The organism is Cytobacillus horneckiae (assembly GCF_002835735.1).
Classification (GTDB): domain Bacteria; phylum Bacillota; class Bacilli; order Bacillales; family Cytobacillaceae; genus Cytobacillus; species Cytobacillus horneckiae.
Genome location: NZ_PISD01000027.1, coordinates 35712 through 59746, shown reverse-complemented (window position 1 = coordinate 59746; position 24035 = coordinate 35712). Strand labels below are relative to the sequence as shown.

Annotated in this window: 20 protein-coding genes; 6 read left to right on the top strand and 14 right to left on the bottom strand. The window is 38.7% G+C overall.

Annotation, left to right across the window (positions count from 1 at the left end; translation table 11 throughout):
• Positions 1-27: 27 nt before the first annotated feature.
• The gene (locus tag CWS20_RS12820; protein ID WP_066195494.1) at positions 28-1185 is read right to left on the bottom strand and encodes an ABC transporter substrate-binding protein; all 1158 of its coding nucleotides are present in this window, start codon (positions 1183-1185) and stop codon (positions 28-30) included.
• A gap of 438 nt (positions 1186-1623) precedes the next feature.
• Between CWS20_RS12820 and putP the strand changes: the two genes are divergently transcribed.
• Complete coding sequence (gene putP / locus CWS20_RS12815; protein WP_066195491.1) at positions 1624-3090, top strand: sodium/proline symporter PutP; 1467 nt, start codon at positions 1624-1626, stop codon at positions 3088-3090.
• Positions 3091-3235: 145 nt separating this feature from the next.
• Positions 3236-4495 (top strand): PucR family transcriptional regulator, encoded by a 1260-nt coding sequence (locus tag CWS20_RS12810; RefSeq protein ID WP_066195490.1) that lies wholly within the window; start codon positions 3236-3238, stop codon positions 4493-4495.
• Positions 4496-4761: 266 nt separating this feature from the next.
• Here CWS20_RS12810 and CWS20_RS12805 read toward each other — a convergent pair whose 3' ends face one another.
• The 4 genes from CWS20_RS12805 to CWS20_RS12790 form a co-directional block, all read right to left on the bottom strand.
• The gene (locus CWS20_RS12805) at positions 4762-5940 is read right to left on the bottom strand and encodes an amidohydrolase (protein ID WP_066195487.1); all 1179 of its coding nucleotides are present in this window, start codon (positions 5938-5940) and stop codon (positions 4762-4764) included.
• Positions 5941-5943: 3 nt separating this feature from the next.
• Entirely contained in the window at positions 5944-7170 is a 1227-nt protein-coding gene (locus CWS20_RS12800; RefSeq protein WP_066195483.1) for a Zn-dependent hydrolase, read from the bottom strand.
• Between the two features lie 67 nt (positions 7171-7237).
• A complete protein-coding gene (locus tag CWS20_RS12795) occupies positions 7238-8428 on the bottom strand; it encodes a hypothetical protein (RefSeq protein ID WP_066195480.1) in 1191 nt (396 codons plus the stop codon).
• A gap of 177 nt (positions 8429-8605) precedes the next feature.
• The gene (locus tag CWS20_RS12790) at positions 8606-9748 is read right to left on the bottom strand and encodes a DUF2515 family protein (RefSeq protein WP_101226320.1); all 1143 of its coding nucleotides are present in this window, start codon (positions 9746-9748) and stop codon (positions 8606-8608) included.
• 81 nt (positions 9749-9829) lie between these two features.
• Here CWS20_RS12790 and shc point away from each other — a divergent pair, with 81 nt between their 5' ends.
• Positions 9830-11710, top strand: a complete 1881-nt coding sequence (gene shc, locus CWS20_RS12785; RefSeq protein ID WP_241504177.1) for a squalene--hopene cyclase — start codon at positions 9830-9832, stop codon at positions 11708-11710.
• Here the strand turns inward: shc and CWS20_RS12780 are convergent.
• The 4 genes from CWS20_RS12780 to purU form a co-directional block, all read right to left on the bottom strand.
• Positions 11707-13239, bottom strand: a complete 1533-nt coding sequence (locus CWS20_RS12780; RefSeq protein WP_066195471.1) for an amidohydrolase — start codon at positions 13237-13239, stop codon at positions 11707-11709. The two genes, shc and CWS20_RS12780, sit on opposite strands and share 4 nt — an antisense overlap.
• Before the next feature lie 53 nt (positions 13240-13292).
• Complete coding sequence (locus tag CWS20_RS12775) at positions 13293-13994, bottom strand: small-conductance mechanosensitive channel (RefSeq protein ID WP_066195468.1); 702 nt, start codon at positions 13992-13994, stop codon at positions 13293-13295.
• 123 nt (positions 13995-14117) lie between these two features.
• On the bottom strand, positions 14118-14837 hold the full coding sequence (locus CWS20_RS12770) for a DUF5058 family protein (RefSeq protein WP_066195466.1): 720 nt from the start codon (positions 14835-14837) through the stop codon (positions 14118-14120).
• Positions 14838-15123: 286 nt separating this feature from the next.
• Positions 15124-16023, bottom strand: coding sequence for a formyltetrahydrofolate deformylase (purU, locus tag CWS20_RS12765; protein ID WP_066195464.1), 900 nt, complete (start codon positions 16021-16023; stop codon positions 15124-15126).
• 292 nt (positions 16024-16315) lie between these two features.
• Between purU and CWS20_RS12760 the strand changes: the two genes are divergently transcribed.
• Positions 16316-16693, top strand: coding sequence for a hypothetical protein (locus CWS20_RS12760; RefSeq protein WP_066195460.1), 378 nt, complete (start codon positions 16316-16318; stop codon positions 16691-16693).
• Complete coding sequence (locus CWS20_RS12755) at positions 16690-17250, top strand: MltG/YceG/YrrL family protein (protein WP_066195457.1); 561 nt, start codon at positions 16690-16692, stop codon at positions 17248-17250. The genes CWS20_RS12760 and CWS20_RS12755 overlap by 4 nt, the downstream gene beginning before the upstream one ends.
• Before the next feature lie 59 nt (positions 17251-17309).
• Here the strand turns inward: CWS20_RS12755 and CWS20_RS12750 are convergent, their stop codons facing one another.
• The 5 genes from CWS20_RS12750 to CWS20_RS12730 form a co-directional block, all read right to left on the bottom strand.
• Positions 17310-18644 carry a cytosine permease gene (locus CWS20_RS12750; protein WP_180321515.1) on the bottom strand — a complete coding sequence of 445 codons (1335 nt, stop codon included), beginning with the start codon at positions 18642-18644 and terminating at the stop codon, positions 17310-17312.
• Positions 18645-18725: 81 nt separating this feature from the next.
• On the bottom strand, positions 18726-19052 hold the full coding sequence (locus CWS20_RS12745; RefSeq protein WP_066195451.1) for a cupin domain-containing protein: 327 nt from the start codon (positions 19050-19052) through the stop codon (positions 18726-18728).
• Positions 19053-19069: 17 nt separating this feature from the next.
• Entirely contained in the window at positions 19070-20794 is a 1725-nt protein-coding gene (locus CWS20_RS12740) for a hydantoinase B/oxoprolinase family protein (protein ID WP_180321514.1), read from the bottom strand.
• A gap of 2 nt (positions 20795-20796) precedes the next feature.
• Positions 20797-22842 carry a hydantoinase/oxoprolinase family protein gene (locus tag CWS20_RS12735; protein WP_066195445.1) on the bottom strand — a complete coding sequence of 682 codons (2046 nt, stop codon included), beginning with the start codon at positions 22840-22842 and terminating at the stop codon, positions 20797-20799.
• 22 nt (positions 22843-22864) lie between these two features.
• Positions 22865-23407: a helix-turn-helix domain-containing protein gene (locus CWS20_RS12730; RefSeq protein ID WP_066195443.1), complete on the bottom strand. Its 543-nt coding sequence runs from the start codon at positions 23405-23407 to the stop codon at positions 22865-22867.
• A 211-nt stretch (positions 23408-23618) separates the two neighbouring features.
• Between CWS20_RS12730 and CWS20_RS12725 the strand changes: the two genes are divergently transcribed.
• Positions 23619-23945, top strand: a complete 327-nt coding sequence (locus CWS20_RS12725) for a hypothetical protein (protein WP_066195440.1) — start codon at positions 23619-23621, stop codon at positions 23943-23945.
• The last annotated feature ends 90 nt before the right edge of the window (positions 23946-24035 follow it).

The following is a 24035-nucleotide window of genomic DNA, read 5'->3' as shown; positions in this document are numbered from 1 at the left end:
TCCCACCTTCTTACACTTCATCAATTTTTATTCAAATACTTTAAATGCGCCATCTTCAATAACTAACACAGTTGGATCCATCAGGACATCCCCTTCTTCATCGAAAGAGAAGTTGCCTAAAATCCCTTCAAAATCTTTCGTCTCAGCTAATGCAGCACGCACTTTATCACGGTCAGCCTCTCCCGCATTTTTAAGTGCGTTAGCTAAAATGTACAGTGCATCATATGCTTGAGCAGCAAATTGATCCGGGGTTTTTCCATGCTCATCTTCAAATTTCTTTACAAACTCTTGAACCTTTGGATCATCCTTCTCACCATACCAAGGTGTAGCTACAATCAGCCCATTGGATGAATCTCCAGCGATTTTAATCACTTCTGGAGAGTTAAAACCATTTCCTCCTACAAACGGAACGTCAATGCCCATTTTTCTTGCCTGGTCCATAATGACGGCGCCCTCGTTATACAACGCAGACGCTAAAATCAAATCTGGGTTATAATTTTTGATTTTCGTTAATTGAGCATTATAGTCTGATTGACCTTTCTGGAATGTCTCAATTGTTAAAATCTCCAATCCCATTTCCTCTGCTGTTTTCTTCATCGTATCAAACCCTGATTTTGTAAAAACATCATCATTGCCGTACATAAGCGCAACTTTTTTCGCATCATATTTTTCCACTGCTTTTTCCATTGAAGCTGGTATCGCTAATGCTTCCGGAATGGAATTACGGAAGACATAATCTCCAATTTGCGGTATTCCTTCAGCTGTTGTTGATGTTCCAATAATCGGCACTCCACTCAAATCTGCTTCAGGACCTACGACATTCATCTCTGTACTGAGCGTTGGTCCAATAATGGCTGTTACATTATCTGAATTGATTAATTTCTGCGCAGCTGTCAAAGCCTGGTCTTGCTTTCCAGCAGAATCTTCAAAGATCAAATTAATCTCCACTTCACCTTTAGCATTAATTTCTTCTTGTGCTAATTTTAATCCGCCAGTAATCGCCTCTCCATAAGCTGCACCTGAGCCAGTAATAAAGGACACAACGCCTACATCTGCCTTTACAACTTCACCATTTCCGCCTTCGCTGTCGCTGCCAGCCTGTTCACCAGTGCCACCGCATGCAGATAATACAAGCAAACTTGAAAGCGCTGTAAATCCTACCAATTTCTTAAATAAACCTTTCATTTCCTAGCCCCCTGATGGAAATATTCAAATTTTCAAAACTATATTACTATTAAAATACAAATATATCGCATTGTAAATAATAATATTTTAAAAATTCAGGCAAACGCTTACAAGGATTTTTCATTTTTTTACATTCATTGTCTTAAAACGACAAAAAAATAATTCAATGATTGTATTAAAAATATATTGATATAACTTATAGAAAAATATATGATTATTTAAGTATAAGTACAGAATGTCGTTATACTTAACTTTTCCGTTAAAAATAAGAGGTTTAATGTGTGCAAGAAAAGGGTAGCACTTATATGTCTAATTGGTATAAATATTTTTCATACATAATGGAATGTTAATTATAGGGACAACCTGAGTTTTCCTATTATTTAAATTATTTAGAGGAGAAAAGCTTATATCTAAATTGCTTTTGAAGGGAGAAAAAATATGAATACGGGTATATTAATATCTCTTGTCATCTATATGCTTGGGATGCTATGGATTGGATATTATTCTTACAAAAGAACTTCAAATCTTAATGACTATATGTTGGGCGGCAGACAATTAGGTCCTATGGTTACCGCACTTAGTGCCGGAGCTTCTGACATGAGCGGCTGGCTTGTAATGGGTCTTCCTGGCGCGATGTATGCGACTGGGCTAAGCGCATCATGGATTGCGATCGGCTTAACAATCGGCGCTTTATTAAACTGGATTTATGTTGCACCAAGATTGCGTACATACACAGAGGTTGCTAATGATTCCATTACAATACCAGGGTATTTAGAAAACCGATTTGGCGAGAAAGCAAGAATCTTGCGCATGGTTTCCGGTCTTGTTATCTTAATATTCTTCACCTTCTACGTATCATCAGGAATGGTTTCTGGCGGCATTTTATTTGAAAGCACTTTTGGCATTAATTATCATACTGGTTTACTTATTGTCGCTGGCGTAACAATTGCCTACACATTGTTTGGCGGTTTCCTTGCTGTTAGTATGACTGACCTAGTTCAAGGAATAATTATGGTTATTGCACTCATATTAGTGCCAATCGTAACCTTATTCCATGTTGGCGGTCTTGGTGAAGCGGTTGATACTGCTCGTTCAATTAATCCTGCTTTACTTGACATCTTTAGAGGTACAACCGTTTTAGGTATAATCTCTTTACTTGCTTGGGGACTTGGCTACTTTGGTCAGCCGCATATCATCGTCCGCTTTATGGCGATTACATCTGTAAAGGAAATTAAAAAAGCAACTGTTATTGGGATGGCATGGATGATTTTCTGTATTGTCGGTGCTATGTTTATCGGGTTTGTCGGCATTGCTTTCTTTGCCAATACGAACCATGTATTAGATGACCCTGAAACAGTATTCATTGTACTTGGAGAAATTCTTTTCCACCCATTAATTACAGGATTTATCATTGCTGCGATTCTAGCTGCAATTATGAGTACAGTTTCTTCACAGCTTCTTGTTACCTCAAGTTCATTAACAGAGGATATTTATAAAACATTCTTCCGCAGATCTGCATCTGATAAAGAGCTCGTATTTATTGGCAGAATGGCTGTTTTAGTTGTTTCAATTATTGCATTAGCCTTATCGTGGGAGAAGAACGCCACCATTCTTAGCTTAGTAGGCTATGCATGGGCAGGATTCGGTTCTGCTTTCGGACCGCTAATTATTCTCAGTCTTTACTGGAAACGCATGACAAGCTGGGGCGCGCTTGCAGGCATGATTTTCGGTGCAGCTACAGTAATCATCTGGTCTGCAGTTGGCTTATCTGACACATTATATGAAATAATCCCAGGTTTCATTGTCAGCTTGATAGCAATAATCGTTGTCAGCTTGATGACTAAAAAACCATCAAAAGAAGTAGAAGCAGATTTTGAGAAATACGAGAAAGTTCTTAAATCATAATAAATGTTCAAGAATCAGGCATTTGCTGCCTGATTCTTTTTTGGTTTGATTTTGCCGCTTACACTTCTATAGGACTTGGCGAATATGAAGCATTTCTAATATAATGGATGTTATGGTTATTTTTAAAGAATTAGGAGGGTGACTTTTGGATTATCAATTAGAAAGAATCGAATCCTCTACCAATATAGAAGAAATTGCTGAAATCGTAAGTATACAATTAAAAAAACCAGTGGTGATTGAAGATGCCCATTTTTCTTTAATAGCTTACAGCTCCTATTATACTGAGGATTATGATGAAATTAATAAACAAACCATTTTTAACAAACAATGGCCTGTATCAATTTTGGAAAGGTTTATGGATGAAGGGATTATTGATCAGCTAAACCGTTATAAAAAACCGTTTAGAATAAAAGCAATGAAAGATATTCATTTAAATAAGCGGGTCGTTGTCAGTGCTGTCTATCAAAATGAGGTATATGGTTATATATGGATTCAAGAAACAGCGCCGCGATTAAAAGAGAAAGAATTTAATTATTTGCATGCAGTCTCCTCTCACATCGCCTTCATATTGAATCAGCAAAAGCTGGCCAAGGAAGGCAAAATGGAAGAGGACCATTATTTTTATGAAAAAGTAATCGAAGATGCTTTTCAATCCAAACATCAGCTGAAAGTGGAAGCGGCAAGCGCAAAGGTTACATTGCCTAAATCTTTTATTGTCACCGTATTTAAAATTGAGGAAGGCGACGAAAAAAGCTTTGAAGAAGTTACAAACACAATCCGTCTATCCGTCAACAATATGACGCATTCAGCCTATATATTTTTTAATCATCTAGAAATCATTGTTCTTCTGGCCAGCCATTCTGCTAAAGATGATACATTGGCGAGCAATGCAGTAGATTTGGCAAAGTCTGTACAGAGCCAATATGAAAACAATTCGATACTTATCGGAATCGGTAACGAATACACATCCATTTATAAGCTTAGGCAAAGCTATACGGAAAGTTTAGAAGTTATCCAAACTGCCATGTTTTTTAATCATGAACAATTCATGCCAATTGAGTATCGAAACCTTAAAACACTTAGATACTTAGCCATCATTGAACAGCATAATAAACAAACGAATTATACAAATGAAGATATTAGAATACTATTAAAGAAAGATCAGGAAAGCCAAACGAATTATATTCATACTTTGGAGCTTTACTTGACCAACAACTGCAGATTAAAGCCTACAGCAGATGAACTTTTTATCCATGAAAACACATTAAAATACCGCTTAAAAAAGATTAATCAATTAACTAAAATTCGCTTTGATGATTTTAATACACGCTGCCAATTATACATTGACCTACAGCTGTTAAGAAGAAAGCAGGCCATTGTGGCTAAGCATCTTACATCCATATAAAAGCCAGGATTATTTCATCCTGGCCAGGCTGTAGAGAAACTTATCTCAAAAATTAATAAATGAAGGGTTAGGGATTCTCCGAGGCTTACCGCTCGCTTCATCCGCGGTTCGAGCGTCGAGCTGCTCCGGCGTTACGCGCTGCAATGTCTCGTCTGTCTCGCTACTCTCCCGCAGGAGTCGGGCGGACACCTCTCCAAATCCAACTAAATTTTCTTATTTTCACTTTTGAAGGCACACTAGCCAGGATTCTTCATCCTGGCCTTTTACTATTTATTTTCCTGTAAAAACGCCCATGCAAACTGGGCATATAGCTCAGCTCCCGTTACAAGTGCATCCTCGTCGATATTAAATTTCCCGTGATGGTGAGCCCATTCTGTATCCTTCTCGCTATTCCCACTTCCGACTAATGCAAAGCTCCCCGGCGCATGGTCTAGATAAAAACTGAAATCCTCGCCGCCCATCGTTGGCTTCTCATCAAATAATACATGCTCGCCAAAGCATTCAGCAGCCACTTTTTGTACAAGCGCTGCACTTTCTGTATCATTAATGACAGCCTGTGTGCCGCGAATGTATTCTACTTGAGCAATCCCTCCGTAAATCGAAGCAACCTGATTAGCATAGTGGTCAATTTGTTTTTCAACATGGTCTCTTACACTTGGATCAAAGCAGCGTACAGTCCCTTCAATTTTTGCATTTTCAGCAATCACGTTGAACCTTGTGCCTGCTTCCATTTTTCCTACTGTCACTACAGCACCTTGTTGGGGATCAATCGTTCTGGAAACTACTGATTGAAGGTTCATCACAAATGACGACGCAATGACAGCTGCATCAATACAATCCTGCGGTATGGCTCCATGTCCCCCCTGCCCGGTAAACTTAACGTTAAAGATATCGGCAGACGCAAATTGTGGGCCTGGTGTGCACGCAACTTTATGGGTTGGCATTTGCGACCATATATGAATGCCAAAAACATGATCAATCCCTTCCATCGCACCTTCCTCGACCATCATCTTTGCACCGCGGGCGGCCTCCTCTGCTGGTTGAAATATCAATCTAATGGTGCCAGACAATTCATCTTTTAACCCGTTCAAGGCTTCAGCTGCAATCAACAGCATCGCCGTATGTGCATCATGGCCGCATGCATGCATTTTTCCATGTTCTTTTGATGCATAGATTAAGTCCTTATTCAGTTCCTCTACTGGCAGTGCATCGATATCTGCTCTTAGAGCAACTGTTTTACCTGATCGCCCACCTTTAATTTCTGCAATGACACCGGTTGGGTCTGTCTTTCTGTACGGAATGCCAAGTTGAGATAGATAATCACATATAAATGCAGTTGTTTTGTACTCTTCCCAAGATAGCTCAGGTTCGCTATGAAATTGCCTGCGCAATTCAGTGAGGTCTGCAGCTTTCGTTCGGATGTATTCTTTTATTAATGTGTTCATGCCTTATTCCGCCTCCGTTAACGCTTTAGCTGTTTCAAATAATACATGGACAGCTTTTGCTATATCATTCGCATCCGACCATTCTTCCGGGCAATGACTTAAACCGGCTTTACTAGGAATAAAAACCATTGCCGCCTCAGTTACCTCCGCCAATACCATTGCATCATGACCTGCGCCGCTATGAATGACCGTCTGCTTAAATCCTAATTTTTCACAATGATTGCTCAGCAATTGGCGAATTTCCGCGCTCAATAAAGTTGGTGCCATATACAGCTGCTTTTCTACTGTGACATTTACCCCCTTCTGATTATAAGACTGAAGGATATTCACAGTCTCTTCGGTTACTTTCACCATTTTATTTTCATCTGTTGAGCGGATATCAACAGTAAAAACAACCTTCCCTGGAATAACATTTGCACCATTTGGGAACACATTCAGCTTTCCTACCGTAATAACTGTACCCTCGCCTTTAGCAATTCCAAGCTCTGGCAATTGAGCGATTATTTCTGCGGCAGCGACAAGTGCATCTGAACGGCCTGACATAGGTGTTGTCCCTGCATGCCCTGGCTTACCTATGACTGTTACCTCTAATTGAGTTAAGCCTACTATTGATTCGACTATTCCTATGGGAATCTGCTTTTCTTCCAAAATCGGACCTTGTTCAATATGCAGCTCAAGATATGCTTTCATCGTCTTAGAATCTCGTTTTTTTGGCAGCATCGGATCCAACCCTATCGACCTCATCGCTTCCTCAGTTGACATCCCATTGCTATCCTTAAGCGCCAGAAAGTCGTCCTCGCTCAACTTTCCAGTTATTCCGCGAGATCCCATTAAACCACCGCCATATCTTGAACCTTCTTCCTCGATTAATGCAATCACTTCAAGCGGATATTTTGGCTTTAATCCGCTGTCCGCAAACAGCTTTGCCACCTCTAAACCTGCAATCACACCTGCTGGTCCATCATAATCTCCACCATGTGGGACTGAATCAAAATGGGACCCCACTAATACACTCGGTCCTTCTAACACTCCTGGCATTTTCCCAAAAATATTTCCTAATCCGTCCTCTCTTACTTCCAATCCGTAACGATTCATTACCTCTTTTAAATAATTTCTCGCTTGAAGGTCTTCCACGCTGTACGTTAATCTTGTTGTCCCTTCATTAGGCGTAGCTGTGTATTTGCTTAATGTATGAAGATGGTTTTCAATTCTATTAACTAATTCTTTCAATTATTCTCTCCCCTTCATAAATGCAGAATTACCTCGATATAACCTAGTCACCGAAACAACGGAATGATTATAAGAATCCAACGAAAATACCTGCCAGAATCACGGAAACAATTGTAACAGTGACAAAACCGCCTACAAGCATCGGTGGTAGCATGTGACTTGTTAATACCGCCTTTTCCTTTTCATCGTCAGTTAATGATTTAATTACTTCATTCGTAATAATATAGTCCGCCGGAAACCCATACAGTGCAGTTAATGAAACAGCAAAAGCCATCTCTTTACTTACTTTCAGGATTTTCCCCATAATAAATGAGAAAAGATACATCCCAATGACACCTAATACGATACATGCTACTAAAGGATAGAGAATTTCCATCATCATACTAGGGGTTGCTTGATTTAAACCATCAAAAATAAAAAGCATCAGACCCATAATTGCAAAGCCGAAACCATTTGCTTTTTGCAGCGGCTGTCTTTCCAGAAAACCAACTGTTGTTGCAATGACTCCAAATAGTAAACATAGAACAAATGGACTAACAGAAACAAGCGGTGATAGCAGCTCTGAGGCTAAGAAGGCTAAATATGCCACTACTGCCAATCTGAAGAATTTAAAGAAATCTGTATTATATTTCTCGGGTAATTTTCTAAATAGTTTTAATTCGCTACTTTCAGACGCTGCAGCAGATTCACCTTCTGCTTCTTTCAAAGCAAGCTGTCCATTGCGATATTTCTCCAGCAAGTTCTTGCCCTCTTTTTTTAATACAACGGAAGTCAACGGGTATCCTGCAAATCCTTGCATAACATAAATGACGATTGCGAACACAGATAATGAAATCAGCCCTGCGTTTGCTGCGGCTTCTGACATGATTAATGCTGATACAACACCACCGACTAATGGCGGAATCGCAACAACAACCGTTTCAAAGTCAAAAAGTAAAGCGCCTATCGTGAAAAGAATTGCGATTATTCCTAAAATTCCGGATAAAGCGATTAATACAGTCTTCCATTGTCTTTTTAGTTCTTGCAAAGACAATAATGTACCCATATTAGTGATTAAAAAATACATGAGCATAGTAGCAACAGCGGGTGGAATGCCTGCAATCTCAACTATATTAGTTGGAAAAAACGTCCAATAACCAAACAGGAAAAGCGTAGCACAGATAAACATGGACGGAACCCATGCCTTCGTTCGCGTAGCTACCACATCTCCAACAAATAAAATACCTACAACAATAACTAAAGCCAATAGCTGAGACATTAACTTCACTTCCTTTATACAAATGATATTTTACTATAATATCACTCTATTATTTAAATTTAAAGATAATTTGATATTTTATTATAATTCATAATGATAAAACTAAATGTAAGCGCTTTAAAGTGGAAAAGTTTCAAAAAACAAGAAAAAACTACCGGTTCTAATCGATAGTTCTCTTTAAAAGATGATATTTTTTGCTACTACTGCCAGCTCCAGTTTTTCTAATGAATCACAATACTTCTCTTTGATCTTGTCATCAACGTTCTCTTTACGATAAATTAAATCGGTAATAATTTTAGCGTCCCTATACCAATCTCCAGTTTCAGCTGCCGGCTGAATTTGATTTTCCCAGGCATAAACTAACGATGGACTATATATTTTCTTTGCACCGCTCTTTAATTTCCCTTTCGATAATCGTGCATGATAGGGCTGATTGGGATAGCCCTCTTGTACATTATTGAAAATATGAGGCCAATAATCCTTTCTTGAACCTGTATGTTCATGATTAACGGCCCATTTAACAATGCTTCTTAATGTAGATTCGTTTTGAAACAGCAGTCTATATAGCTTTTTTCCTAACAATATTCGTTCCTTTAACTCATCAAATAAATGGACGACCTGTCCAGAGAAGTGTACAATACTGTGGTTCGTGTAAGGAAAGAGAATATAATTAAACGAAAACATATCTTGCAGCTTAAATTCGATTGTATGTATCACCTCTTTTTGATATATCGCATTCCTCACAACCCTGTTTTCGATATAGTTCTGCTCATTAATGATGAGCGCTATAGTCAATAAATCAGAATGATCCGTTTCCCACAAAAGGCTCCATATCACTTCCATAAAAATAGATATATCCATATAGGGCAAAAGATAAAATAAAGGCTCACCCCGTTTTACACTCTCTTCATATAGTAAAAGCTGCGGATATGCATCTTGAAATATGAGCCAGTTTGCCCTTTCCATAAAACTAAAAAACATCTCCTGCTCGTCAATTGTTAAGAGTCTTGATAATAAGTCTCCTTTTAAATCGGTCATGTTCCAGCCTGCATTTCTGGAAACCATATGCGCTAGCAAGGGCCAGTGCATGGTAGGATGCTGTATGTAAAAATCAAGATATGCTTTTGTTCTTGTTATATTATTTTTATTTAAGACAGCTGTCTTTTTTCTGATATTATCAATGATTGTTTTTTCCTCAATCGTCAGAGCAGCACCGTTAAATGGTTCATTTCCCTTTCCTTTCAGCCCGCTTTTAATTAATTTAAGCTGTCTAGAAAGCTGAGGATGCTTTAGCCATTTATTTAGAAATAAGATGGCAATTACCTCCCTTCACGCATGATAAATTTGTCCTTTGAATATCTATGAGTAAATTGATTATTATTTGAAATGAGTGATGAAAGCATGGAGATTGCAGACGGAATCAAGCAGCTGATTCAAAAGTTTAGAGATGATCAAACATCTGCAGGCACATGGGAATATCCATTTGAATCTAGTATATCCACAGATGCCTATATGATTATTTTATTAAGAACCCTGGAAATTAATGATGAAGAGTTAATTCAAGAACTTGTAAAGCGGATAATTAGCAAGCAAAGTGAAAATGGCGCTTGGAAGCATTTTAAAGATGAACGCAAAAACGGCAATCTTTCCCTAACTGTTGAAGCCTATTATGCCCTTCTTTATTCAGGCTATTACAGTAAAAAAGATGAAAAGATGAAGGAGGCTAGACGATTTATTTTAAATAACGGCGGCATTGAACATACTCATTTCATTACGAAAATAATTCTTTCAGTTACTGGTCAGCATAAATGGCCATCCTTTTTCCCACTCCCGATTGAACTTATGATTCTTCCTCTTGCTTTTCCAATTAATTTCTACAGCATTTCTGTGTATGGACGTGCAAATATAGTCCCGTTAATGATTGTAGCCGACAAGAAATTCGCAATAAAAACTACGAATAGTCCTGATTTATCCAACCTTTATACCACCAGAGATGATCCTTACTTCAGCTGGTCACGTTCTTCTGAATGGCGTTCGCTTCATTCCTTGCTGCAGGACAGCGCAAAAAAAATCATCGGGATTCCAAAAGAACTGCACCTGCTTTCCATCAGTAGGGCAAAACAATATATGTTTAATCATATTGAACCCGACGGCACATTATTTGGCTATATCACCTCTACTTTTCTAATGATTTTTTCGTTATTGGCGCTAGGCCATAAAAAAAATGATCCGATCATCAAAAAAGCAGTCAATGGTTTATATCAATTTAAAACAACAGTTAAAGGCTACACTCATATTCAATTAACAACAGCGACTGTATGGAATACTTCTTTAATAAACTACGCGCTTCAGGAAGCCGGAGTCCCTGCTTCTGACAATATGATTCTAAAGGCAAATCAATACTTGTTAAAAAGACAGCAGAGCAAGTATGGTGATTGGGTCATTCACAATAAAACTGCCAAGCCTGGCGGCTGGGGATTTTCAGACGTTAATACTTTTCAGCCGGATGTAGATGATACAAGCGCTTCACTTAGGGCAATTACCCGTGCAGTATCAGGCAATTCAAGTGTAAAAGAGGCATGGAATAAAGGAGTAAACTGGCTGCTTTCCATGCAAAATGATGATGGAGGCTGGCCTGCATTTGAAAAAAATACGAATAGCAAATTACTAGCAATGGTCCCTATTCAGGATAGTGAATATATATTGACTGACCCAAGCTGTGCTGATTTAACTGGAAGAGCAATGGAATTCCTCGGTAAATATACAAGTTTGCCCCATGATGATCCGGCATTTACAAACAGCATTTCTTGGTTACAAAAACATCAGGAAGAGAATGGCTCATGGTACGGCCGCTGGGGGATTTGTTATATATACGGCACTTGGGCTGCCATCACCGGGCTTAAGGCTTCTGGTGTTTCTACTAATAACCCTTCGATACAGACAGGAGTAAAGTGGCTTAAATCTATTCAAAATCATGATGGAGGATGGGGAGAATCCTGTTTGAGTGACAAAAAGAAAATGTACATCCCTCTCGGAGATAGTACAATTACCCATACGGCATGGGCGCTAGATGCCCTTGTTTCCGCTTCGAAGCAGCCTGATAAAAGGATGGAGGATGCCGTCCAATTTTTACTACAATCGCTTGATGGCCAAAAATGGACTGAAGATTATCCAGCCGGTCAAGGACTTGCCGGAAGCATTTATTTTCATTATCACAGCTATCGATATTTATTTCCTTTACTAGCATTGGCACATTACAAGGATAAATTCATGAAGGCTTAACGGTTTCGACGCATTTGCAGCCAAAATGCACGCCAAATTCCGCATGTGGAGCTAGGTAAAAAAGCAACGGCACAACTTAAAACCGCTGTGCCGTTGCTTTTACTATAGACATGCATGAATGTAGATGGTGATGGCAGCTTAGGAGGAAGAAGATCGTCTGGAATACCGGGTTTATATTTTATTCCATTTGTTTCTTTCATAAACTCCTCACGCGCTTTTCGAATAAATTCATCATTCTTTAATAAATCGTAAATGGATAATGCCATCGATTTAGCTGCTAGGTGCATTCCTTTAAAACCGATGGACGATCCATAAGACGCGGTAGCTTGCCATGAATGAGGCTGAACACCCACAGGCGCACATGTTGTCATAATTTGACCGACAGGGGTTATCCAGCTAACATCGCCTACATCTGTTGACCCACCCATGCATTGTCCCTTTAAATGCTTAAACTCATTCATACTTGTTGGAAGACTCTCCTCTATAGGAATACCAAATTGCTGTTTAGACATTTCAACAACAGAGGAATCAACTGTTTCAACGAGACTTTCTGCAAAAGCGATTTCCTCGTTTGAAAATGAGAACTCTCCCGATATTTTCATATTATCTAGCATGATTTCATTTAATGTATCATTTGGCAGGACATTATAGGCAAATGCCATCACCTCTGAGCTCACTGCTGTTTCTGTCATTAATGCTGCACCGTCGGCAATCTTGTTTACCCTTGCAAGCATTTGATCAACTTGCGCTGTCGTCGATGCACGCAAGTAATACCATACACTTGCTTGATCAGGAACTATATTGGGAGCAAGGCCGCCATTCGTTATAACATAATGAATACGAGAGCCGTCCAGCACATGTTCTCTCATATAGTTTGCACCAACATTCATTAGCTCGACTGCATCGAGCGCACTTCTGCCAGCATGGGGAGCTCCAGCTGCATGTGCCGTAATACCATTAAAGTGGAATTTAACTGAAACCATCGCCTGCATAGACATATTTACGACAAAATTTGATACACCAGGATGCCAAGTTAATGCACAGTCCAAATCATTAAATACCCCTTCTCTTGCCATAAAGGTCTTTCCTGATAATACCTCTTCAGCCGGACAGCCATAATAGCGGATTGTACCGTTTAACTTCTCATCTTCCATCGCATTCTTCATGGCTATTACCGCTTCTACTCCTGCTGTCCCTAATAAATTATGGCCGCACCCATGTCCAGGCCCGCCTTGAGTCACTTCATCTCGTTTGGCAGACACTTTTTGCGACAGCCCTGGCAGCGCATCATATTCTCCAAGAATCCCGATAACCGGTTTTCCTGATCCATATTCGGCGATAAAAGCAGTTTCTGCTCCTCCTATGCTTTCTTTTATGAAAAATCCCGCATCGCTTAATACCTTCATCTGTAAAGCAGATGCGTATTCTTCTTCATAAGCAACTTGCGGGTGATTCCAAATATCTTGTGCCATCTCTGTAAAGTATTTCTCATTATTATTAATCCATTCCAATACAGTCTCTTTCCCCATAACGATACCTCCAATTGTTTAATTATCTTATCCCCCTGTGTTTTATATCCCTATCATCTCTTCATTCTTCTTTTCTCTATTCCAATGCAAATGGCAATTGTGATGATAATGCAAATAATCCCTTTGAAAAAAGCCGCAATAGGCAGCAGGTTAACCGTCAAGCCTACTGCAATCGCAACGCTCCCATACTGCGGTTTTTTCATGGCAAACTGAGCAAATATTCCTCCAAAAATAGCCGGGACAATATATGGAAAGACAGCTTGGATTGATTCTGGGATGACAGAAACTAAATAAGAACCAGAAATAATAATGACAATAAGAATCGCCATATTCATGAGCGACGTTGCACCAATCGCTAATGCTGCCGTTACTTCCCCCTTTTTCGTCCCAGGCTCCACTCCTACTGCATTTTGGGCGGCAGCTGCTGAAGGAAGGCACATATTTGCGATATTTCCTGTTAAAAATGCCTGATAAGTTCCTGATATTCCTAAAGTGGGATAATAAGAGATTGGTTCCATAAACCATGCATAGCCAATAGCGGCTGCATAGGCAATCATTCCGACCGCTATTGGCTGCCAGCCAGGATGAACACCTAATATAAACGAGAGATACAGTGGGAGTGAAACAGTTAAAATCGTGACCATCCAAATTGTCAGCCTGCCCCAAAAATGTGACTTCTGATGAAAGGTATTCATTTCATACGTTTGCACTGCTTCTCTTTTCTTCGTTTGCAAGCGAGTCTCTGTTACTGCCATGGTTGGATCATCTCCTTTTATTAAAGCGCTGTTAAAATTTTTTCATTTTCATGGGCTTGCATTCCGCTGCCGGTCAGTGAAACTTTCGCTTCCTTTAAAAAACTGCAAACTCTCTGGCCTTTATTAAAATGTAAAATAACTAACTGTTAACCCTGCGATGATAGACAGCCCTAATGACCATTCATGAAGCCATTTTAATCTTGGCTTTTTATTCGCAATAAGTGAAACGATACCCATCGAAGCTGCGGCTGAAACCGTGACAATCGCTGTCTCATAACCTTTAAACATCTCTCCTGCTAATAAATTTCCAAATACAGCTAACATCGCAGCGCTGGAAACAATGATCATAATAGGTACGCCGCCATTTTTCTTTTCGCTATTAGAGACCTTTGCTTCTATTTTTCCAAGTGATTTTGTAAAGAGGGCAACGAATAGCAGCCAGCCTGTTCCGCCGATACATAAAACCCAAACAACTGTTGTCATTGCCTCTGCATTAAAGCTTGAAGACCCTAGTTCAGTTCCATAGGCAGTGGCAGCAAGTGAAGCACCCATTGATTCTGTTGCTGCTGAGCCAATTATTCCGATTCTCATCAATGTTAGCGGATCACCAAGTAATGTAATGAGAGACACGGCAACAACCATTATCCCCAATGATGGACCAATCGCATTGATTGCACCTATTTTAAGGGCGCGATGAACATCCTGTTTACTTAATCCGACACTTTGACTTGTTTTAGCAGCCATTCGGATAAAAATAATTCCTTGAAAAATGACAATGCCAATAACAGTTAATGCAATAATCCAGACTACTGGGCTGTTAGCCACTTTTAAAGATTCCTCCATGTCATCCCTCCGCTTTCTAATAAATTAAATATTCTGTAAATAAAACTTAATTATATTTAAAAACAATTACCTTATTAATTCAACGTATTTGTAAGGTTTTCCAACAAAGCGAAAGAGCTGTAAATTTAACATTCTTCTTATTTTCCTCTAAAGAGGGACTATTATCACCTATTTACTTAAGCGCTTTCATTGTTTTATTACAATAGTTTCTATAAAAAAATACCTCTGGAAAAGTCCAGAGGTAGGATGATTGGCTTATTTTTCTATCATCTATGAAATGTTGAGTTTAAAATACAACTGTTTTATTTCCATGTACAATGATGCGGTCTTCTAAGTGCCATTTAACCGCTCTCGCAAGGACGCTGCGTTCAATCGATCTGCCTGTTCTTTTTAAATCCTCGACATGATCACGGTGGTCAACTCTGCGAATATCCTGTTCAATAATTGGACCCTCATCCAAATCATTTGTCACATAATGCGAGGTTGCTCCAATTATTTTCACCCCTCTTTCATATGCCCTGTCATAAGGTCTTGCGCCTACAAAGGCCGGAAGGAAGGAATGGTGGATATTTATAATTTTATTAGGCTGTGCAGAAACAAAATTCGGTGTTAAAATTTGCATATACCTTGCCAGAATAATGACATCTATCTCGAATTCCTCCAGCAGTTTTAAATGCTGGGATTCGGCTTCCTGACGGTTCTCTTTCGTTGCAGGTATGTGATAGAAAGGGATTTTGTGAGATTCTACTAGCTCTTTTGCTGCTTCATGATTACTGATCACTAATGGTATCTCCATCATCATATCTCCATTTTGCCATTCCAATAAGATTTCCCGCAAACAATGAAGCTCTTTAGACACAAATATAGCAGTGCGCTTTAACCGGCTAACCAACTGCAGGCGCCAATCCATAGAAAAATCATTGGCGACAACTTGGAAATTTTGCTCTATCTCCTTGTATTTCTCCTGTAGATTTGGACATTCAAACTCAATGCGAATAAAGAAGCTACCGCCTTCATGATTAGTTGAATATTGATTTGATTCTATAATGTTTGCTCCGTATTGGAAAAGATACTTAGAAACAGTTGCAACGATCCCCGGCTGATCTGGACAGTTGATAAGCAATCTGCCTCTATTCTTTTGTTTATCTTTATACTGCGCCGATTGTAAATTAAATACAGAATTCATGATGCTCCCCTTATCACTTTTTTTATTGCATTTTATACTTTATTCAGATGTGAATCAATGAAAAAATACTATTATAGAAGCTTAGAAAAAATTGGAACAAACCTATTCAGATTGCTTGAATTTTATTTACAATCACTTATACTATAAATGGACTATGATTTATGTCGCCTATTTTTGTCACAAACACATGACTTTTGTGGGATTTTGACAAAAATAATCGAATTCCTTCTAAAAGGAAGGTATAATTAAAAAATCACAGGAAAATAGATTCATATAAGGGAGGATTTTTTAGATGGAATGGGTACTTGCCATTTTACTTGGTGCAGCTGTCGTTTTGCTCATTTTATCATTTGTTAAGGCGAAACAATCAAAGGTGCAGCAGGAACAGCATATTGACCAAGTTTCTTTTTCCTTAATGGATGAAATTCATCAATTACAGCAGCAAATTAAACGCATGGAGATAGATGCAGAAATCACGGCACAAGAAGCAGGAGTTTCACCTCAGGAATCAGAACATAGAGCACTACTTCGCGAAATCATTGATTTACACAGACGCGGCTATTCGTATGAAAGCATTGCTACTAAGAAAAAAATCACTGTTCAAGAAGCTGAAAGCCTTCTAGCACCATATGGTAAACATAAGGTTGAAAGGAGCAAAGTGGCCCAATGAGTGAAAAAACAATGCGCAGTTTCGCCGGAGGATTAATCGTGGCAGCTGTTATTTTAGGAATTACATACTTTCTTGAGCCAAATGACACAAAAAACACTGAAGCTGCTGAACCAGCTACTGCAGAAGAACCAGAAAAACAAGATAAAGATAAGAATGTTGAATTAAGCGCAGACGAAATGCAGACCGCATTAAAGGCAGAAGGCTTCATTATTCACTCAGAGGATGAATGGAAAGAAATCAACAAGGATTTACAGGATTCAGGAAGCCTGAAAGAGGAAAATGAAAAGCTGAAAGAAGAAGTAAAAAAAGCGAAGGAAAATAACGATAAAAAGGGTGACGGTGAAACTGTATACCGCACAATGCTTACCGTTACTTCCGGCATGACGAGCATCGATGTAGGTAAAGCGCTAGAAAGCGCCAAAATCATCAATAAAGGCATGGACTTCTTCAACGCCGTTGAGAAAAAAGGCTACGAAAATGATTTGCGCCCAGGTACATTCGAAGTGGATAGCGATATGTCCATGGACGAGATTCTTAAAACAGTATTTAAAAAATGATAATTAGGCATCTGAGTATTCAGATGCCTTTTTTATATCCTATTTCAAAATTATTTTCTTCACTTTAAATTATTTACCCTAGCCTCTTCGGAATCTTTTAATGAGGGAGCTGCAGTAAATTGATCAGGGGCAATTTTTGCTTTTAATCGCATGGCCGCTAAATAAATAATGCTTGAAACAATTAGAGATTGAATTGCTGGAATTCCAAATGGTGTAACATATTGAGTGATATACCCTACAACCACTCCAAAAACTAAGCCAATGGTAGCCATCCAATTCCAACCATTGTTATCTATCCATTTTTGCTTACGTATAAAAAAGAAATCAGCAAACATAATTCCTGCAATCGCTGGATAAATAAGCGCTGTCATATTTAAAAAATCCATAAAATAATCCAGTATGCCTGCCAATGCCAAAAAAATTGATAGAATTGTTCCTATAATAGTTAGTACTACCCGCCCTTTATTGGAGTTAACATTAAACATATTTGCTAGTGCCAATCCCATACTATAGTTATTCACAAGCTGGCTTGTCCATGTTGCAAACCATAATATTAGGAAGCCCCAAACAGGAAAGCCTAAATTCATCATCACATTTACAATATCAGCGTCACCTACGCCAACAGACATAACAAAACCTACTAAGAATAATGGAAAGCCTACACCGATGATTCCTAATGGAATTAAAATTGAATCCTTTTTATTCGGTTTAGCATACCTTGTATAGTCGGATGCAATGACCCATTGCGATACATTTATGCCAATTACTAAGCTAATTGCCGCGAGAATTGTCATTGAAGATGCAGGACTCCAGTTGATTATTTCCTGCCATCCTGTATTTCTTAATGCATAAAATATACCTGCTGCTACCAAAAGAAGTCCAGCTGGTACGGCGATATAATCTGTCCACTTCATCGAAGAGTATCCTAGTATTGAAGGTATAGCAAATGAAATTCCGGCCAACGTAGTTACAGTTGCCCACGCGAGCCAATTGTTAGTATAATCGATACCAATCATAGCTGAAAGTGCATTCCCTGCTACTGCTGTTTGTACTGCCCACCACCCCATTGACACAAAAAATATGGTAAATCCTACAATAAACCGGGCTTGTGTTGATCCAAAGCTTGTTCTAGCAATGACTGAAGAGGATAGACCTGTCTTGGCACCAATATGGCCTTGTAATGCATTTCCAATCCACTGAACGACTAACATTGCGACAATTAGAATAAGGAATACTTGCCCAAGCCCAAAGCTCGCAGCCAATGTAGCTCCAACCATTAACACTGGAATAGAAAATTCCAATCCCCCGAAGATCATTGCAGGTGTAATCCAGTGCTGCCTTTCATTTAATGGTACGGGAACTAACGCTTCGTCTTTAATCTTATTTTCTGCCATCCTTTTTTCCTCCACCTTGTATATTTTTAATATTCTGTTATTTTTAGTTAAAAAAACCCTGAAAACCTCAGGGTTTTTTATTCAGCCAACGAGTACCCACACAACTTCACAGCTTTCTTCGCTCTCGTTATAAGAAACATGCTCTTGCCATGCAGGAATGAATGTTGCCTCTCCGCTTTTGACAATTACCGTTTTACCGCCCGTTTTTGTAACAATTGATCCTTTTACAATTACTGAATATTCATTCTCACGATGTTTTGACGCACCTTCTTTTGGTACTCTTTCTCCTGGCAGAATCGTTGCTGTTCCCATTGTGATCCTTCCATCTTTCACATCTTGATTAAATAAGCTTAATACTGTTTGATGTTCACCGTTATTAAGTAAGTCTTTCAGTTTAATGATTTCCATCTCTTTCTCCTTAATAATTACTTTCTATTAATCTGTAATATTTCAAAACTATCTTTATCAATTTCAACCCCAAAATCTTCACTGGCCTGCTCTAATGAAATGTATCCATTTTTCACATCATTTAATACCATTTCAGGAGAACGTTCAAACGGATTACCATAACCACCACCGGTGGCGGTAATTAGCTTTACTACATCACCTTTATTAAGTGGATACCTTGCATAAATTCCATATGGACCATCCTTTTCACCATTTGCTTTCTCGACGATGAACTCATTTGCTGATCCATCTTTACCACCATTACTTCCCCAAGGGGCAAATTTATTTCGTCCAAAGGTAACAGAAATACTTTGATTATCCGACATCGCCCTATAAGAACGAATTACCCCTGAACCACCAATATACTTCCCAGCCCCGGCTCCATCGTTGCGAAGGCTATATTCATCTACCATGATTCCATAACGAGTTTCTGCCACTTCTATTGGCACATTATAGGTTTCGCCATCACCTATGCAAAATTGTCCTCTCGCTCCATCTTGTCCTTCCCCAGCTCCCCAGCCTCCAACTGAAGGCTCAACAATAAGAAATGGTTCATTAGTATCTTGATGATTTCCTGATAAAACGACCGAGCAAACAGACAATAAATGCCCTGCCGTGAGTCGTTCAGGAACAAGCGGCGCCAATGATTTCCAAATTAAATCTGCTCCTGCCTGCATACTTTCGAAATAAATTGATACTGGAGCTGGCCGTTCTGCTGAAAGAATAGATCCCTTATCTGTTATTACTTCCAATGGCCTAAACACTCCCTCGTTAGCATCCTGCGAAGGATTCGTCAACGCCAGGAAAATTGTTCGGACCGCAGAAACTAGCGCAGTATAGGAACAGTTAACAGGTCCAGGTACTTGAGGATGGCTTCCACGGAAGTCAGCTATAAATTTCTCCTCTGTTATTGTTACCTTAACTTTTATTTTAAAAGGTCCATTTCCGAAGCCATCATCATCAATAAACCCTTCTGATTCAAAAACTCCTTGCGGCAATTTACGCAAACCGATTTTTGCAAGAGCTTCACCATGATTAAGCAAGTAATCAATAGAGTTTAGGATAGTTTCTTTTCCATGCTTGTCACATAGCTCTTTCACACGCTTTTCTCCGGTTTTCAATGCTGCCACTTGTGCCCATAGATCACCTAATGACAAATCAGGAAACCTTACATTCGCCTTAATAATATCAACTAGTGCTTGGTTAATCGTTCCTTCATCGTATAATTTTACACAAGGAAATTGCATGCCTTCCTGGAAAATATCTGTTGCATCATTACTGAAAGAGCCTGGATCCTTCCCGCCCACTTCGGTCCAATGTGCCTTATTGGCGGAAAACGCCACTATTTCTCCTTCATGAAATATCGGCATAACTAATCCGACATCAGATAAATGAGAACCTCCGCCTCCATATGAATCATTAATGATAATTATGTCTCCAGGCTTCAGGTCGCCTTCCCCAAACTTTTCCAAAGTTTGCTTTACCATAAATGTTAACATGCCTATAAAGCCAGTTACACCATTTCCTTGTGTAAGCAGCTGGCCTTTGCTGTCCAGCAAGCCGCTTGCATAATCAAGCACCTCATAAATGATTGGGCTCATAGAAGTCTTTGCCAAAGCAATAAACATTTCATCTCCAATTGCAATGAGTGAATCTTTGACAATCTCTTGTGTAAACGGATCAACCTTGACAGTCTGCGCCATAATTATTGCACCCCCGTATCAATCACTAGATTTCCATAAACATCTATAGTTAGAACTTGCTTCGGATATATCACTGTAGAAGCTGACGGCTCTTCAATAATTGCTGGTCCTTCTATTACTGCATCCGTCCCCAGCTTATTTCTCTCATAAACTTTCGTATCCATCCAACCGTGATCCTCAAAATAAACCTTGCGTATATGAATCATTGCCTCTTCGAGAGAAAGTCCTCTCTGATCTATTTTTTTCAATTCCGGTTTAAAAACTTTTCCGAAAGCTGTTAAATGAATGTTAACGACTTCAGTTGCAGTACCCTCTAACTTGAATGTAAAGTGCTGTTCATGTAAATCTTCGAAGCTATTAATCACTTCTTCTATCGTACCTGCTGTCCAGTCTCCCGACGGTACGGGTACCTTAACTGTATGTTCCTGCCCTAAATAACGAATGTCAGCAAATCGGGAAAATAACACGTTGCTCTCATCTATGCCTTCACCCTTAAATTGAGTGTAGGCATCCATTTCTACCTTTTCCCACACAGCATTCATCTCTCTCAAATCAATACTGTTCAGGCGTCTAATAAAGGTTTGAATATAATCATGCCTTAAATCTGTCATCAGCATTCCCCAAGCTGAGAATACAGAAGAAGCTACAGGAACAATAACCTTTCTCACGCCAAGTTCTTTTGCTAGAGCTGGAGCATGCATTGAACCGCCGCCACCAAAGGCAACTAGCGTGAAATCTCTCGGATTATGACCTTTCCTAATAGAAATCAGCTTAAGCGCATTAAGCATATTAGAATTGGCAATCCGAATGATTCCTAAAGCAGCATCCTCAACACTTAACTCAAATGGATTCGCGATTTTATCCCTAATCGCGGCTTTAACCGATTCCATATCTACAGAATAATCAAAATTATCAGGTGATAATCTCCCAATGACTAAATTTGCGTCAGTTGTGGTTGGATTTATCCCTCCTTGTCCATATGCTACTGGTCCTGGCAATGCACCGGCAGATTGAGGCCCTACTTTTAATGATCGGGCATCATCTATCCAAGCAATAGAACCGCCGCCATTCCCGATTTCAACAATATCAACAACCGGAACTTTAATTGGATAGCCAGCCTTTCTCTCATCTCGCTCAATATAATAATCCGTAGATACTTTTACTTCTCCATTATTAATTAATGAACATTTAGCAGTCGTTCCGCCGATATCAAACGCAATAATATTTTTTTCACCAATTAACTCTCCAAGCACTGCAGCTCCATAAATCCCTGCTACCGGGCCTGATTCCACCATATTTATCGGCGTTACCTTTGCGTTTTCAAATGTTGTTGTTCCACCATTTGATTGCATGATATAGTTTTGGCTATAAGTTTTCTTCTCTTCCAATTTATTATTTAATCTGTTTACATAGGATGCAGCGATTGGTTTTACATATGAATTTAATACAGTTGTATTCGTTCGCTCATATTCACGCCATTCTTTCGTTACTTCATGAGAAGCTGTTATAGCCACCTCCGGCCACAGCTCCTTAACCATCCGAACTACTTTCTCTTCATGAATCGGGTTAATATATGCATGCATAAATGAAACTGCAATAGCAGCAACCTTCTCCTTTTTGAAGTATTGAATTATGGTAGTAACATCTTCCTCACGCAAAGGTGTAACAACCTCACCTTTATAGTTAAGCCTTTCTTCAACCTCTTGACGTAAAAACCTTTCTACAAAAGGCTGTGGCTTCTGGTACATTAAATTAAATAGATCTGGCCGATTTCCGCGGGCAATTTCCAGAACATCACGAAAGCCTTTAGTTGTAATTAGTCCTGTTTTTACACCTTTTCTTTCTGTTAACGTATTAATTATGACTGTCGTTCCATGTATAAATGTTTTAATATCACTGTAATCAACACCACTCTTTTCTACGACATCAATTACACCTTTTTCAAAATTAGGGGGTGTAGTATGACTTTTTGCGACACCTATTTCACCATCTTCATTCACGTATACTAAATCTGTGAATGTTCCGCCAATATCTGTTGCTACTCTCATCTTTTTCACCTTCCTATTATTGTTAAAAAATAACTGGTGTTAACACGCATAAAATGACTGATTCATCACTTAAAGGGTTTTCCATTGTATGCTGAGAACTAGAAGGGAAATGGATTGAATCTCCCTTTTTCATAAAATAGTCTGTTCCATCAACCGTAAAAATGACAGCACCTTTTAATACATAATAAAATTCCTCACCAGGATGGCTATATTGCTGAATGGAAGATTGGTTAGGCTTTAAAGAAACGATCATTGGTTCTAGCGTTCTTCCCGAAAACTGACCGCTCAATCGTGTATAAGTAAATGCTGAACCTTCTATTTTAAATGGTTTTTGTTCTCCTTCTTTTACCAAATAAGAATGATTAGGTTCATTTTCAAAAAAGTCAGTAATCTTCACATTTAAAGAATCAGCAATTTTCTTTAGTGAAGTTATTGCAAGTGAAGAAGCTCCCCTTTCTACTTGTGACAGAAAACTGATTGAAAGATCTGTTTTCTCACTTAAATCCTTTAGTGTCAGACCGTTTTGAATCCTTAATTCTTTAATCTTTTTGTAAATTTCATCCATATTTAACTCCTTTACAGTATAAGTATATTTTTTTAATTAATACAATAATTAATTTTAGTAATACTGTAATTAACAACATACTATCACAATATTTTCATAATTGAAAGAATATTATAATTTAATATGAGCATATTTTGTCTTTATTGAATAAGCATGCTTAATACAGCACAAAATAAAATATTCATAAAAATCTTTAGTAGGGGCGTTAGAGATGACCGTTTATGTTTATCAAACATTTCAAATCAAACAGGAGCAATTTCAAGAAGCACTAGAAAATCTAAACTGCATTAAAAATTTCCGCAATGAGAATTTTAGTCATGAGATTGAGATTTTATCTCCAATCAGCGGCAATGACCATACATACAGCTTTTTAATTAAGTATGAAGGATTAGCAGAAATGGAGCTGCAAAATAAAAAGATGTTTGAAGATGAGGATTATAAAAAAATGATCAGCGACTTCTTTATTGAAAATATTGTACAGGGAAGTATGACAACCCAAATTTACAGAACTATGGCTACGCCTAAAGGAAAAAATTAAAGAGACATTCGAGGAGACTTTTTTGAATAAGCCTCCTTTTTTTATGGGTCTATACAAAAATCTGAATTTTCATTATAATATATCCGTCTT

Bases quoted from the DNA above. Each gene is read 5' to 3' on its own strand.
- CWS20_RS12730 (WP_066195443.1), bottom strand. From the start codon at position 23,407: ATGGATGAAATTTACAAAAAGATTAAAGAATTAAGGATTCAAAACGGT.
- CWS20_RS12750 (WP_180321515.1), bottom strand. From the start codon at position 18,644: ATGGCAGAAAATAAGATTAAAGACGAAGCGTTAGTTCCCGTACCATTA.
- CWS20_RS12820 (WP_066195494.1), bottom strand. From the start codon at position 1,185: ATGAAAGGTTTATTTAAGAAATTGGTAGGATTTACAGCGCTTTCAAGT.
- CWS20_RS12735 (WP_066195445.1), bottom strand. From the start codon at position 22,842: ATGAGAGTAGCAACAGATATTGGCGGAACATTCACAGATTTAGTATAC.
- CWS20_RS12780 (WP_066195471.1), bottom strand. From the start codon at position 13,239: ATGGGGAAAGAGACTGTATTGGAATGGATTAATAATAATGAGAAATAC.
- purU (WP_066195464.1), bottom strand. From the start codon at position 16,023: ATGAATTCTGTATTTAATTTACAATCGGCGCAGTATAAAGATAAACAA.
- CWS20_RS12795 (WP_066195480.1), bottom strand. From the start codon at position 8,428: ATGTCTCAGCTATTGGCTTTAGTTATTGTTGTAGGTATTTTATTTGTT.
- CWS20_RS12760 (WP_066195460.1), top strand. From the start codon at position 16,316: ATGGAATGGGTACTTGCCATTTTACTTGGTGCAGCTGTCGTTTTGCTC.
- CWS20_RS12755 (WP_066195457.1), top strand. From the start codon at position 16,690: ATGAGTGAAAAAACAATGCGCAGTTTCGCCGGAGGATTAATCGTGGCA.
- CWS20_RS12740 (WP_180321514.1), bottom strand. From the start codon at position 20,794: ATGGCGCAGACTGTCAAGGTTGATCCGTTTACACAAGAGATTGTCAAA.
- CWS20_RS12745 (WP_066195451.1), bottom strand. From the start codon at position 19,052: ATGGAAATCATTAAACTGAAAGACTTACTTAATAACGGTGAACATCAA.
- putP (WP_066195491.1), top strand. From the start codon at position 1,624: ATGAATACGGGTATATTAATATCTCTTGTCATCTATATGCTTGGGATG.
- CWS20_RS12725 (WP_066195440.1), top strand. From the start codon at position 23,619: ATGACCGTTTATGTTTATCAAACATTTCAAATCAAACAGGAGCAATTT.
- CWS20_RS12770 (WP_066195466.1), bottom strand. From the start codon at position 14,837: ATGGAGGAATCTTTAAAAGTGGCTAACAGCCCAGTAGTCTGGATTATT.
- shc (WP_241504177.1), top strand. From the start codon at position 9,830: ATGGAGATTGCAGACGGAATCAAGCAGCTGATTCAAAAGTTTAGAGAT.
- CWS20_RS12805 (WP_066195487.1), bottom strand. From the start codon at position 5,940: ATGAACACATTAATAAAAGAATACATCCGAACGAAAGCTGCAGACCTC.
- CWS20_RS12775 (WP_066195468.1), bottom strand. From the start codon at position 13,994: ATGGCAGTAACAGAGACTCGCTTGCAAACGAAGAAAAGAGAAGCAGTG.